Origin of the sequence: Mycolicibacterium bacteremicum, assembly GCF_002086115.1 — a bacterium.
Taxonomy (GTDB): Bacteria; Actinomycetota; Actinomycetes; order Mycobacteriales; family Mycobacteriaceae; genus Mycobacterium; species Mycobacterium bacteremicum.
Map to the genome: position 1 here is coordinate 213503 of NZ_MVHJ01000003.1, position 14149 is coordinate 227651.

At 70.8% G+C, this 14149-nt stretch carries 4 protein-coding genes; all 4 read right to left on the reverse strand.

All coding sequences use genetic code 11. The features are described from left to right. Positions 1-5: 5 nt before the first annotated feature. The 4 genes from BST17_RS05155 to BST17_RS05170 all read right to left on the reverse strand — a co-directional run bounded on the left by BST17_RS05155 (position 6) and on the right by BST17_RS05170 (position 14138). The gene (locus BST17_RS05155) at positions 6-4412 is read right to left on the reverse strand and encodes a non-ribosomal peptide synthetase (RefSeq protein WP_083055855.1); all 4407 of its coding nucleotides are present in this window, start codon (positions 4410-4412) and stop codon (positions 6-8) included. After that, the gene (locus BST17_RS05160; RefSeq protein ID WP_234807550.1) at positions 4409-9757 is read right to left on the reverse strand and encodes a non-ribosomal peptide synthetase; all 5349 of its coding nucleotides are present in this window, start codon (positions 9755-9757) and stop codon (positions 4409-4411) included. Before BST17_RS05160 ends, BST17_RS05155 begins: the two co-directional genes overlap by 4 nt. A 128-nt stretch (positions 9758-9885) precedes the next feature. Beyond that, on the reverse strand, positions 9886-12822 hold the full coding sequence (mbtD, locus tag BST17_RS05165; RefSeq protein ID WP_083055856.1) for a mycobactin polyketide synthase MbtD: 2937 nt from the start codon (positions 12820-12822) through the stop codon (positions 9886-9888). After that, complete coding sequence (locus BST17_RS05170) at positions 12822-14138, reverse strand: beta-ketoacyl [acyl carrier protein] synthase domain-containing protein (RefSeq protein ID WP_083055857.1); 1317 nt, start codon at positions 14136-14138, stop codon at positions 12822-12824. The genes mbtD and BST17_RS05170 overlap by 1 nt, the downstream gene beginning before the upstream one ends. Positions 14139-14149 lie beyond the last annotated feature (11 nt).

Genomic DNA, 14149 nt, shown 5'->3' on the forward strand with positions numbered 1-14149 from the left:
CTCGATCATGAAATCACCTCTCGTAGAGCGTCCTGCCACAACGCCTGCATGGTGGCGACGTCGTCGGCAGAAAAAATGTCGGGCAGGGTGCGCCACTGCGTTCCCAGCACGGGCGCACCGTCCTTGTCGATGATCAGCACGTTCAGCGTGATCTCGTGGCGGATGGCCAGATTCGGCTCGGGTATCCGGGACACCTCGTTGAGCAGGGCGCGGTCCACGGTCAGCGCCGAGCGTCCCGGCACCTGCCGGAGCCGGCCGAGATAGTTCAGCATGAGCTGTGGATCGCGATGTGCGCCAAGCCGTTCGGCGGTGTCGGTGCGCAGGTGACGCAGCAACGCGTAGTCGATCCCGTCGCCGGGGACGGCGTCCAGTTCGGCCGCCACCCCGAGGGCGTCCTGCGCCGTCAGCCGCACCGGGTAGATGGCACTGAGCAGCCCGACGGTGTCGCCGGTGTCGATCTGGCGCGAGTCGTCGGCCAGCCCGGTCGACACGGCGATATCGGCGCGGCCGTGGGTTTCGATGGCCAGCAGCGGTGTGGGCGTGGCATGCCCACGTAGGCGCCGCCATGCCGTGATGGCCCGTGCCGTCGCGGCCGCCAGCACCGCGGGCACACCCGCCGGTGCGGCCAGTACCTCAGCGGTGACCGCGCGGCCGACGAACGCCATGCTGATCTCGGCATCGGCGGCCCGGTCGGTGTCCGGGCGCACCCGCCGGGCACCGAGATCGGGGTCCGGACCATCGAGTTGGCGTTCCCAGAATTCGCAGGTGTCCAGCTTCAAGGCGCGTTCGGCGAGCAACCGGGACCATTGTCGCAGCGATGTGTGCTCGCGCACCGGCGCCGGCTTGTGCCCGGCAGCCAGTGCGTGCCAACCGGTTTCGAGTTCACCGAGCACGATCTGCCAGGATGCCGGGTCCATCGCCAGGACGTGCGCGGTCAGCACCAGCACCTCGGCACCGCTGTCGTGGTGCAGCCAGACCGCGTCGAACATCGTGCCGCGCTCGGGATCGAGCCGCTGGATGGACGCGTCGGTGTGGTCGGCGACGGCGACGGCCAGGTCGCCGGACACGCTCGCCTCGGTGAGCACGCCGGCCTCCCGCGGCTGCTCGACCAGGCTCATCGTGGCGCGGTCCAGCCGGCAGCGCAACGCCTCGTGACCGTCGATCACAGTGCCCAGCAACATCTCCAGGCGTTCCCGCGTGACATCGGCGGGCATCCGGATCGCCTCGGTCTGGGCCAGCCGACGGGCGTCACCGTGGGCCAGCAGCCAGTGTCCGGCCGGCAGCAACGGGATGGGGCCGGCATCGTCGACGTCGATCGGCTCGGCCGCCACATCGGTGTCGATGGCGGTGGCCAGCTCCCGTACGGTCGCGCATTCGAGCATCAACCTGGCCCGCAACGTGATTCCGCGCCGGCGTACGGCCTGCACCACCGACAATGCGACGATGCTGTCCAGCCCAAGATCCAGGAAGTCGGCGTTGACGTCGACGATGCGGGTGTCCAGCAGTTCGGCGAGCACCTCGGCGATCACGATCTCGGTCTCGGTGCCCGGCGCGGCGAACTCCGCGGCCGCCCCCACCCCGCGGTCGGCATCGAGCGCGGCCAGCGCCCTGTCGTCGACCTTGCCGTGCGAGGTCAACGGAATCTGCTCGACGTCGATGATGTGGTGCGGCACCAGGTATCTGGGCAACGTCGCGGTGAGCATGCGGCGCAGGTCGGCGGTGCTGACTGCGCCCGTGCCGGCTCCCGTCTCGGGATCGGCGAGCACCACGTACGCCGTCAGCCGTGGCCCGCTGCGGTGCCGGCGCACCGCGACATGGGCGTGCCGTACCGCGGGGTGGCGGTACAGCGCGGCGATCACCTCGCCGGGCTCCACCCGGAATCCGCGGATCTTCACCTGGTCATCACTGCGCCCCAGATACTGCAGTGCGCCCGAGTCGGGCAGCCTGCGCACGATGTCGCCGGTGCGGTACATCCGTCGGCCCGGGTGGGTCGGATCGGCGATGAACCGGGCCGAGGTCTCTCCGGGCCTGCCGAGATAACCACGGGTGAGTTGCCCGCCGCTCAGGTAGAGCTCGCCGGCCACCCCGTCGGGGACCGCGCGCAGCCAGGAATCCAACACGTGGGCGGTGGTCGGGGCGGTCGGTTCCCCGATACAGGGTTGCGGGTGGTCGGCGATCGCGGCGACGACGGCCTCGACGGTGGTCTCGGTCGGCCCGTAGCAGTTGTGCGCGCGCATTCCGCTGCGATCGCATTCGGTGCGGATGCCCTGCCACGCGGCGGTGTCGATGTTCTCCCCGCCGAGGGCCAACACAGCCAACGGCACGGTCGACAGCAGACCGGCCGCGCGCAACTGGCTGAACATCGACGGGGTGGTATCGATCATGTCGATGCCGAACCGCCCGATCTCGGCGACCAGCGCCTCGGCGTCCCGTTGCACGCCATCGCTGATGATGTGTACGCAGTGCCCCTCGAACAGGGCCACCAGCGGCTGCCACGCCGCGTCGAAGGTGAACGACCAGGCGTGCGCGATCCGCAGGTCGCGGCCCAGCCGGTTGCGCGCCGGCCGCAGCATCCGGGCGGCGTGGTCGGCGCCGTAGGCCAGCACCGCCTGGTGAGTTCCGATGACGCCCTTCGGTTTTCCGGTGGTGCCCGAGGTGAAGATGATGTAGGCGCCCTGCCCGGGGCGGACCGTGACATCGGTCAAGCCCGCGGCGTCACCGACGCCGGCCAGCAGTGCCTCATTTACGACGACGTCGGCACCGGTCTGCGCGATGATCTCCTGTATGCGTTCGGCCGGCATCCCGGGATCCAGCGGCACGATCAGCCCGCCGGACTTGAGCACGCCGAGCATCGCGACCACGTAATCGGGTCCGCGGGGCAGCAGGATCGGCACCGGCGTTTCGTCGGTCACTCCCCTGTGCTGCAGTTCGGCGGCCACCCGGTCGGCTGCGGCGTCGAGTTCTCGGTAGGTCAGGGTGCCGGAATCCCAGCTCAGCGCGGGGGCATCCGGTCGCTCGGCGGCCACCGCGGCGATCACGGTGTGGATGCCGTCGGCGGCCGGCACGGACTGAGTCGCGGTGACATCGATCTCACCGTCGAGGGTGACGGCGATATCGCGCAGTGGCCGGTCCCAGCCGGCCAGCAACCGCTGCACCACCACCAGTACGCGCTGCGCCAGCGTCGCCGGGTCGAGCAGACCCAGTGCGCCGTCCAGGGTTTCGACGAGCACGGTCAGCCGGCCGTGGGTGGGGTGGGCGGCGATCGTCACCGGGAAGTGCGACAGGCTTTCCAAGGCCGCCGGCCGGATCACCGCATCACCCATCGCGAACTCTCCGCTGCCGACCAGACCGCCGGGCGGGAAGTTCTCGTACACCAGCAGGGTGTCGTACATCTCGCCGATGCCGCCGGCGGTGCGCATCTCGGCGTGGCTGAGGAAGCTGTGGTCACGCATCTCGGCGGCTTCGCGCTGCACGGCCAGGCACTGGCTGCCGGCCCGCTCGCCCGGGCGCAGCCGGATCCGTAGCGGCACCGTGTTGATGAACAGTCCGACCATCGACTCGACCCCGGACAGTTCGTCGGGCCGCCCCGAGACCGTCACCCCGAACACCACGTCATCGCGATCGGTGAACGCCGAAAGGATGGTGGCCCAGGCCATCTGGAACAGCGTGCTGACCGTGACCCCGCGGGCGCGGGCGGCCTCGAACAACTGCTCGGTGGTCCGCTCGTCGAGGTCGGTCTCGGTGCGCTCGGGCAGTCCGCCGGCGGACTCGCCGGACAGCGCCGGGGTGAGCATCGTCGGCCCGTCCAGCCCGTCCAGGTGTGTGCGCCAGCGCTGCCGACTGACCTGCGGGTCACGCGCGGCCAGCCAGCCGATGTAGTCCCGGTACGGCCGGGCGGCGGGCAGCACCGCGGTGTCGCCGCCTGCGCCGTAGAGCGCCATGAGCTCGCTGACGAACACCGGCAGCGACCAGCCGTCGATCACGATGTGATGGGCGACGACCACCAGCCGCCAGCGCGCGTCGGGAAGTTCGGCCAGCAGGAACCGGATGGCCGGTCCGCGCGCCAGGTCGAAAGGCCGGGTGCGGGCCTGCAGTTCCAGCGCGGCGGCCTCGTCGGCATCGGCGACCACGACGTGTTGCCAGGGCAGTTCGAAGGTCGCGGGCACGACGGCCACCGGCCTGCTCAGGTTGCCCTGAAAGAAGCTGACCCGGATGTTGGGGTGGCGCTGCAACATCGCCTCGGCACACGACCGCAGCAGATCGGCGTCCAACTTCCCGGACACGTCGGCGGCCATGGCGATGAAATACGGGTCGGCTCCCGCTTCGCTGTCGGTCAGTCCGGCAAGCGAATACAGCCCCTGCTGCAGCGGGCTGAGCGCCATCACGTCGATGATGGCCGGCTTGTCGCTCATTGCGGGTCGCTACTCCATCCCGCGGTCAGGGCGGCCAGTTCGTCCGGCGACAGCCCGGAGGCCGCCATCGGTGCGTGGTGGGTGTCCGCTGCGACGGCCTGGCCCGCCTTGGCGTCGACGGCGGTAGCGAGTTCGGCCAGCACCGGATGCTCGAACACCATTCGGGCGGTCAGCGGCACACCGGCGTCGCGGGCGCGCGCGGCCAACTGCACCGCCAGGATGCTGTCGCCACCCAGGGTGAAGAAGTCGTCGTGACGACCGAACTCCTCCACCGCGAGCAGGTCGGACAGCATGGCCGCCAGTGCGCGTTCGGTGTCGGTGCGGGCCGGCTCGCTCGGTGCGGTCGCGGTGACGACGGGTCGGGGCAGCGCGTCGGTCAACGCGTCCAGCACGGTGACCGGCAGTGCCGCAAGGTGTTCGGGCAGTGCGCTGCGGTCGAACTCCGTGACGTCGTCGGCGAGCACCACGTATCCACCGAGCACCGGGCCGCTGCGGGTCTCCCAGGTCCGGGTCAGCGCGGCGGCCACCCCGGGCACCGCCTCCAATGCGGCCTGCACCGCGGGGTCGCCGCTCTCCAGGTACTGCAACGCACCGTCGGCGGTCCAGCGCGCCCGGTCGCCGGTGCGATAGAGGTGTCCATCGCCGAACGGATTGGCCGGGTAGCGGCACGCCAGAGCCGGCGACGCGGACGCGGCGGCCGCGTCGATGGCGCCACCGGCGTAGTACAGCTCGCCGGCGACACCGACGGCCACCGGCGTCAGCCACTCGTCGAGCACGAAGACCCGGTCGGCTCCGGCGGTCTGCGGCAGGCCCGGCCGCGGCGCGGTGGCGCGGCTGAACCGTGTGACAGCGTCATCGCCGCCTGCAATGGTGATATCGCGCAGGGTGGCACCGGGGTCGTCCGCGAACGCCTCGATGACCCGTCCCAGCCAGCTGACCAGCCGCGCAGCGGTGTCCGGCCGGTAGAGCTCGGTGCGGTAGATGACCGTGCCCTGGTATCCCGCCGGGCTGCCGTCGGGGGCGGTCTCGGCGAAGAAGTTCAGCGACAGATCGGCATGCGCCACGTCGAAGGTCGGTTCCAATGCGGTGAAACGGGTTTCGCCGGCACCATCGGGTCCGGTGGCGATCACCCGATCGGCGGGTAGTTCCTCGCGGACGTGCACGACGACACCGAACAGCGGGTTGCGCGACAGCGAGCGCACCGGCGCCACCGCCTCGACGACCCGGTCGAACGGCAGATCCTGGTGGGCGTAGGCGCCGAGCGCCATCTCCCGGGCCCGGCGCAGCACCTCCCGCACGGTCGGGTTGCCGTCCAGGTTGTTGCGCAGCACCAGGATGTTGATGAAGAAGCCGATGAGCCCGTCGAGTTCGGGCTCGGTGCGCCCGGCCACCGGGGTGCCCAGCGGGATGTCGGTGCCCTCACCGGCCTTGTGCAGCGCGACCGCGACGGCGGCCTGCAGCAGCATGAACTCGGTGATGCCCAGTTCGCGGGTCAGCTCGGCGAGCTTGGCGCGGGTAGCGGTGTCGATGGTGAACGGCAGCGCGTCGCCCTCGCCGTCCGGGACCGGCGGCCGCGGGAAGTCCGGGCGCAGGCCGTTCTCCTCGGGCAGCCCGGACAGCTGCTCGACCCAGTAGTCGCGCTGCGCCTCGATGCTGGGGGTCTGGCCACCCAGCAGCTGCGCCTGCCAGGCCGCGTAGTCGGCGTACTGGACCGGCAGTGGCTCGAATTCCGGTGCCTGCCCGGCACTGCGGGCCCGGTAGGCGGTCAGCACATCGGTGAACAGCACGCCCGCCGACCAGTGGTCGGCGGCGATGTGATGCACCACCAGTGACAGCACATGGTGCTCGCCGGTGCTGAGCACCGCGGCGCGGATCGGCCGGTCGTTCTCCAGATCGAAGCAGTACCGGCGCTCCGCGGTGAGCTCGGCCTGCAGCCAGTCCTCACCGTCGCCGCGGGCGCGGCGCACCGGGACGTCCGCCACCGGACTGATGATCTGGTAGGGCGCGCCATCGATTTCGCGGTAGGTGGTGCGCAGGATCTCGTGCCGGGCCACCACATCGTTGATCGCGGCGACGAAGGCGGCCGGGTCGGTGGGGCCGGTCAACCTGGCCGCGAACGGGATGTTGTTGACCGGGTTGGGCCCGTCGATGCGGAACTGGAACCACTGCCGTAGCTGGGCCGCCGACATCTGCAGCGGACCCTCGTGCCCGATCGCCACCATCGGGGGGCGGTCCGAGCGGCCCCCGGCGGCGGTGACGGCATCGATGTGGCCGGCGATCGCGCCGACGGTGGCCAGCTCGAAGATCTCCTGCACCCCCACGTCGACCCGGCAGCGCGAGCGCACGGCGGCGACCAGCTTGGTGGCCAGCAGCGAATGTCCGCCGAGTTCGAAGAAGGAGTCGTCGGCGCCGACCTGCTCACGGCCCAGCAGCTCACCGAACAGTGCGGCCACCTGCCGCTCGGTGTCGGTGCCCGGCTCGCGGTAGGCGGTGGCCGCCGAGATCTCCGGTTCGGGCAGGGCCGTGCGGTCGATCTTGCCGTGCGCGGTGATCGGGATCTCGTCGATCTCGACATAGGCCGACGGGATCATGTACTCGGGCAGGGCGGCCGCGACCCGGCTGCGGATCCGGTCGATCTCGACCGCGGCGCCGTCGGCGGCCGGGGTCACATAGGCGACCAGGCTCTTGCCCAGACCCGGCACATCGGCGGCAATGACGACGGCCTGCCCGACCGACGGGTCGACCGAGATCGCGGCCGCGACCTCGCCGAGCTCGATGCGGAACCCGCGGATCTTGACCTGCTCGTCGGCGCGGCCGACGAATTCGATGTCCCCGTCGGCATTGCGGCGGGCCAGATCGCCGGACCGGTACATACGCTGACCCGGGTTGAAGGGATCGGCCACGAACCGTTCCGCGGTCAGCCCCCAGCGGCGGTGGTAGCCGTGCGCGACATGCGTTCCGCCGATGTAGATCTCGCCGATCACACCGACCGGTACCGGCTGCAGGTAGTCGTCGAGCAGGTGGATGGTGGTGTTGATCTTCGGGGTGCCGATCGGCACGATCCGCGATCCCTGTTTGCCCTCCACCTTGAACCGCGAGCAGTTGATCACGGTCTCGGTCGGTCCGTAGAAGTTGTGCAGCAACGAATCGAACGTCGCGTGGAACTTGTCGGCGACCTCGCCCGGCAGCGCCTCACCGCCGATGGGGACGCGTTGCAGGGTGCGCCATTCGTTGACACCGGGCAGCGACAGGAACAGGCCGAGCAGCGACGGTACGAAGTGCATCGAGGTGACGCCCTCGGTGCGCAGCAGGTCGGTCAGATAACCGATGTCGGTGAGACCGTCGGGCTTGGGGATGACCAGCCGGGCGCCGGCGGCGAGCATGCCGAAGATCTCACCGATCGACACGTCAAAACCCTGGGAGGCCACCTGCAGCAGCCGGTCGGCCTCGGTCACCTGGTACTCGTCGCCGAACCAGGCGAAATACTCGGCGACGGGCCGATGCGGCACCGGCACACCCTTGGGCAGGCCGGTCGAACCCGAGGTGTAGATCAGGTAGGCGGTGTTCTCCGGGCGTAGCGGACGCACCCGGTCGGCGTCGGTCGGGTTGTCGGCGCGGTGGCCGGCCAACTCGGTGGGCAGTTCGCGCAGCACGACCTTCGGATCCGAGTCGGCCAGGATGTAGCCGAGCCGATCTTCGGGGTACCCGGGATCGACCGGAAGGTAGATCGCGCCGGCCTTGATGATGCCCAGCGCGCTGATCACCAGTTCCGGCGACTTGTCCATCAGCACCGCGACGCGGTCCTCGGCCCCGATGCCCTTGTCGATCAGCCAGTGCGCCAACCGGTTTGCCGTCTCGTTGAGCTCGCGGTAGCTGTAGTGGCGGCCTTCGTAGACCACGGCGGTGTTGTCCGGCGTTTCGGCGACCTGGTTCTCGACCGCCTGGGTCAGGGTCAACGGCGGCGTCTCGAAGTGCTCGCCGGTCGACACCGCGCGCAGCCACTCGGCGTCGGCGGGCGACAACAGATCCAGTCGGGCCAGGGCACGGTCCGGGTCGGCGAGTGCGGCGTCGAGCAGCACGGCGAACGAGTCGAGCATCCGGGCCGCCAGGTCGGCGCCGATGATCTCGGTGAGGTGTTCGGCTTCGACGGTGACGATGCCGTTCTCGCTCGCGTCCCACTCGACCATGAAGCCCAGCGGCAGCTGGGTGACGTGGCCGCGCAACTCACCGCGCACACAGTGCACACCGTCGGGGCGGAAGCCCCCGCCGTCGGGTTCGCGGAACCCGAAGCTGATGCGGGTCATCCGTTCGGCGCCGTGCCGACGGTCGGGGTTGAGCTCGGCCACCACACGGTCGAGGTTGATGCGCTGGTGGGCGAATGCGCCCAGGGCGGTGTCCCTGGTGGCCGCCAGCAGATCCCGGAATCCCTCGGAACCCCGCGGGCGCAGCCGCATGGCGACGGTGTTGCCGTAGTAACCCAACGCGTCCTCGGAGCCGCGGTTGAGCACCGGGGTGGCGATCAGGAAGTCGTCGGTGTGCGTATAGCGGTGGATCAGTGCGCCGAAGGCGGCCAGCAGCACCATGTACGGGGTCGACCCGGTCTCGCGCGCCAGGTCGGTGACCTTCGCGACGGTTCCCGGCGCGAGGGTCAGGGTGCTGCGCTGGGAGCGGAAGGCGGTCGGCACCGCCGACCCCGTCGGGCCCGGAAGTTCCAGCGGCTCAGGCGGGTCGGTCAGCACCGCCCGCCAGTGCGCGAGGTCCTCGTCGCCGGTGTCGGCGGGCACGGGAGGCGCGGCGGGGGTGGGTCCCAGCGCGACGCCTTCATAGGCGCGGGTCAGGTCCGCGAAGAAAATCCGCCAGCACCCGTCGTCCCAGGCGATGTGATGGGCGACCAGCAGCATCATGTGCTCGTCCGGTGTCAGCCGGATCAGCGTGATGCGCAGCGGTGAGTCGGTCGTCAGGTCGAACGCGGTGCCGAATTCGCGTTGCGCCAACACCTCCAGCCGCAGCCCCCTTGCCCGCTCCGACATCGCGGTGAGGTCGTGAAATGCCCAGGCCGGCTGCAGATCCTCGTGCCGGGTCTCCTGCGGCTCGCCGTTCTCGTCGGCACTGTAGGTGGTGCGCAGCAGCGGGTGCCGGCGCGCGACGGCCTGCAGTGCGGTGTGTAGCCGGTCGGCGTCCAGGGCCCCGGTGAGCCGGTAGGACAGGCTGATGTTGAGCAGCACACCGGTCGGGTCGAAGGACTGCACGAACCACATCCGGCGCTGACCGTCGGACAGTCCGGCCCGCGCGGCCGGGGCGGCCGGGGTGGCCGCCAGCCCGCGTTCGGCGAGCTTGCGCCGCATCAGTTCCAGGCGCGGATCGGCGGCATCTTTTGACGAGCGCAGCGACGGGGTCGATTCCTGGGGCGAGCGCAGCGACGGGGTCATGGATTCCTGGGGCGAGCGCAGCGACGGGGTCATGGATGTGTCAGTCACGGATGCGTGCCTTCTTCTGTGGTTCGTTGCATGTGCTCGATCACCTCGGCGACGGTCGCGCCGCCGAGGATCGCCGCCAGCGGCACATTCGCGCCGGTGGTGTTCTTGAGCTTCTTTCGTAGGTCGAGTGCCAACAGGGAGTCGACACCCAGGTCGAGCAGGGAAGCCGAGGGCTCCGGGGTGATCTGTTCCGGCAGCTTCAGCACCGCGGTCAGAGCCACCCGGAGCACACCGGCCGCGTCCAACCCGTCCAGCGACGGCTCGACCGGGCTGGGCGCCACCGGGCCCGGCACGGTCGCGTGATCGCCGAGGAACTGGTGTAGCCGTTCGGCATCGGCGGTGAACACCAGCGGGTCGCCGGCGATGTCGCGCAGCACCGACTCGATGGCCCGTTCGGGGTCCACCGGCCGGAGACCGGACCGCTGCACGCGGTCGATCTCGGGCGCGTCGATGATGCCGTTGCCCGGCCACAGGCCCCAGCGCACCGCGGTGGCGTGTCTGCCCTCGGCCCGCAATTGTGCGGTCAGCACGTCGGCGAGCCGGTTGGCGGCGGCGTAGGCGGCATGTCCCGCCCCGCCCCACAGGCCCGACACCGACGAACAGACGATGATCCGGGCATCGGCCCGCAGCGGCCAGATCCTGGCGATGTTGGCCAGCCCGGTGACCTTCGCCGCCGTCGTGGCGTCCACATCGGCGCCGGTGAGGTCGCGGTACCCGGTGATGCGCGCCGCACCGGCGGCATGGATCACCAGGCTCGCTCCGGCACCGCCGAATTCGGCTGCGACGGTGGCGAGCGCGGCGGGATCGGTGATATCGCACCGCGCAGCGAGCACCTCGACGCCGTCGACGTGCGGTGTATCGGCCGGACCGCGGCCCAGCAGCACGATGCGCCGCGCGCCGTGCGCGGCCAGGTAACGCAGGAACTGCGTGCCGACCGAACCCGATCCGCCGGTGATGACCACCTCGTCGAAACCGGCAGCACTCCACCGCGGGGTCCGCAGCCCGGTCTCGATCGCTCCGCGCCGGAACAGCCCCGGCCCGGAGTCGGTATGTCGCACCGCCAGTTCGGCCGGTGTGCCGTGCAGTGCGTCGACCGCGAGCGCGGCGGTGGCGTCGTCGAGCTGCCAGGACGGTAGGTCCAGGTGACCGAACTGCTGATCGGGATGTTCCAGCCCGATGCTGCGATGCATGGCCGCCAGCGCGGCCTGCAGGGGCAGCGGTCCCGGTTCACCCTCGCGCACCTGCTCACCGCCGACGGTGATCAGCCAGATGTCGCGAACCCGCGCGCCGACGTGCGCGGTGTAGCCCAGCAGCCCGCCGTCGACGAGGGCGGCCAGCTCGCGCCCGGCGGCGGCGGCATCGAGCTCATCGGTGTCCGGGGCCAGCAGGATCAACAGCTCGGCATCCGCGGGGGCCGCCGTCTGCATCCGAACTTGTAGGGCCGCAACCAGATCCGGCGCAACACCGAGATCGATCACCGCGGCCGCGCGCGCCGCGGCGACGGGGGTCATCACGGCTTCCCAGGTCTCACGCTGCACCCGCAGGCCCGGTATCGGCGGCAGCGGGTCCGGGGTGGCCCAGTGGTACCGCTCGTGCATGGGCGCGAAGGGGAAGTCCGGTAGCAGGGCGGGGTCACCGGCGACCGTGGCGCTGCATCGCTGCCGGCCGGCCGACACGTCCACTGCGCTCAGGTTGGCCGCCAGCCGCTCGACGAGCGGTTCGTCGCGGCGCCCGGTGCCCAGCACCAACGCCCCCGCGTCGCCGTCGGGTCCGTCGAGGGTGTCGCCGATCGCGAACAGCAGCGCGGGGTGCGCCGACATCTCGATGAACGTGCCCGCCCCGGTCTGCACGGCGGCGCGGATCGCATCGTCGAAGCGAACGGTGCTGCGCAGGTTGGCGTACCAGTATTCGGCGAAATCGGTACCGGCCTTGATCGGCTGCGCGGTGGCCGAACCGATGAACGGTACCGATGCGGCGCCGAAGGCCCCTGCCGGGAGCAGTGTTTGGAGGTCCGCGCGCAGTGGGTCGAGCTTGCTGGTGTGCGCGGGGAACCACATCTCGATCTCGCGGGCGAACGCCCCGTCGGCCGCGACGCGACGGACCACCGCGGCCACGGCGTCGGTGTCACCGGACACCGCGACCGAGGAGGCGGAGTTCACGACGGACAGTTCCAGCCAACCGGGAGTGGCGTCGATCTCGGCCTGCGCCCGCTCGGGGTCGACACCGAGCACCGCCACCCGGTAGGGACCGGTCAGCCGGTCCAACAGCGTGGCGCGGGCGTGCACGACGGCCACCGCGTCGGCGAGCGTCACGGCTCCGGCGATGTGGGCCGCGCCGATCTCGCCGAGGCTGTGGCCGACCGTGAGATCCGGGGTGACACCGAAGGATTGCCACACCCTGGCCAGGGCGACGCCGTGCACGAACTGGGCACCTTGGATCTGCACCTGGCTGAAATCATTGGTGCGGGCGCCGGAATCGGCCATCAGATAGGCCAGCGGCGAGGCGTACCCGGCGGCGTCGAACGCGGCGGCGCACCGGTCGACCTCGGCGGCGTAGACGGGCAGTTCGGCGTACGCCTCGACACCCATGGAGGGCCACTGGCTGCCCTGGCCGGGGAACACGAACGCGATCCGTCCGGTCTCGTTGCGATCGTTGCGGGTCACCAGCGGGTGCTCGGTCCCGGCCGCCACCGCCTCCAGCGCGCCGATGAGTTCGGCGATGTCGGCGGCGCGGATCAGCGCGCGGTGCCTGCGCACCCGGCGGGTGCGCCGCAGGGTGGCGGCCACCCGGGCGACATCGCTCATCGCGGGCCGGCGCCGCAGGTAACCGGCGATGGCGGCGGCGTCGGTACCGATCAGGTCTGCAGCATGGCTGCTCAGCAGCACCGGAGTCCGGCCGTCGGGGCACCCGGTGCCGTCGCCGGGCGCGGCCATCAGGCGGCCTCCCCGTCGTCGGGCACGGCCACGATGGCGTGCGTGTTGGTGCCGCTCATCCCGAACGCCGAGACCGCTGCGATCCGGCGACCCTGGCGCGCAGGCCATTCGGTGAGCTCGGTGGCCAGCCGCAGGCCCTGCCCATCCCAGGTGATCTCGCGGCTGGCCTGCTCGGTGTGCAGGCTGGGTGGGACGGCGCCGCGCTGGGCGGCGACGATCACCTTGGCCAGACCGAGTGCGCCGGCTGCGGCCTGGGTGTGCCCGATATTGGATTTCACCGAGCCGAGCAGCGCGCCGGTGCCGGGCCGGGTGGTGGCACCGTAGGTCTTGACCAGGGCGCGCAGTTCGGTGCGGTCTCCGAGCCGGGTGGCGGTGCCATGACCCTCGACCATGCCGACATCGTCGGGACGCACGCCCGCGCGTTGCAGGGCGCGGGTGAACAACCGCTCCTGCGCCGTGCCGCTGGGGGCGGTCAGCCCGACGGTGCGGCCGTCGGAGTTGACGCCGGTCGCGAGTACCTCGGCCAGCACCCGTCGGCCGTCGCGCAGCGCCGCCGAGCGACGGGCCAGCACGAAGATGCCCGCGCCCTCGGCCCATACCGTGCCACTGGCCGCGCTGCTGTAGGGCCGGCAATGTCCATCGTCGGACAACGCGTGCTGTTTGGAGAATTCGACGAAATAGCCCGGGGTGCCCATCACGCAGACCCCGCCGGTGAGCGCCATCTCGCAGTCGCCGTTGCGGATGGCCGCGGCAGCGGTGTGCAGGGCCGCCAGCGCCGAGGAGCAGGAGGTGTCCACGGTGATCGCGGGCCCGGCCAGGTCCAGGGTGTAGGCGATCCGGCCGGAGATCACGCCGAGCGAGGTACCGGTGATGAGATGCCCGCTGTGGTGCGAATATTCGCTCAGTGCGGGGCCGTACTCCAGCGCAGAGGCACCGATGTAGCACCCGACCTCCTGGCCGGCCAGCTCGTCGGGGTTGATGCCGCTGTGCTCCAGAGCGCGCCAGGCCAATCGCAGCGCCACCCGCTGCTGGGGATCCATGGCGGTGGCCTCCCGCGGTGAGATCCCGAAGAACGCCGGATCGAATGCAGCTGCGCCGGTGAGGAATCCACCGAGATCATGAATATTTTTGAAGCCGTCGCGCCGGGATCCGTCCAGCAGGTCAGCGATCGACCAGCCACGGTCGTCCGGGAACGGTCCGAGGGCTTCGCGGCGGCCGGCCAGCAGGTCCCAGTAGCCGTCGGTCGAGTCGACATTACCGGGAGCCTCGACGGCCATTCCGATGATCACCACCGGATCGCTGTTCTCAGCACTCATCGCACGCTCGT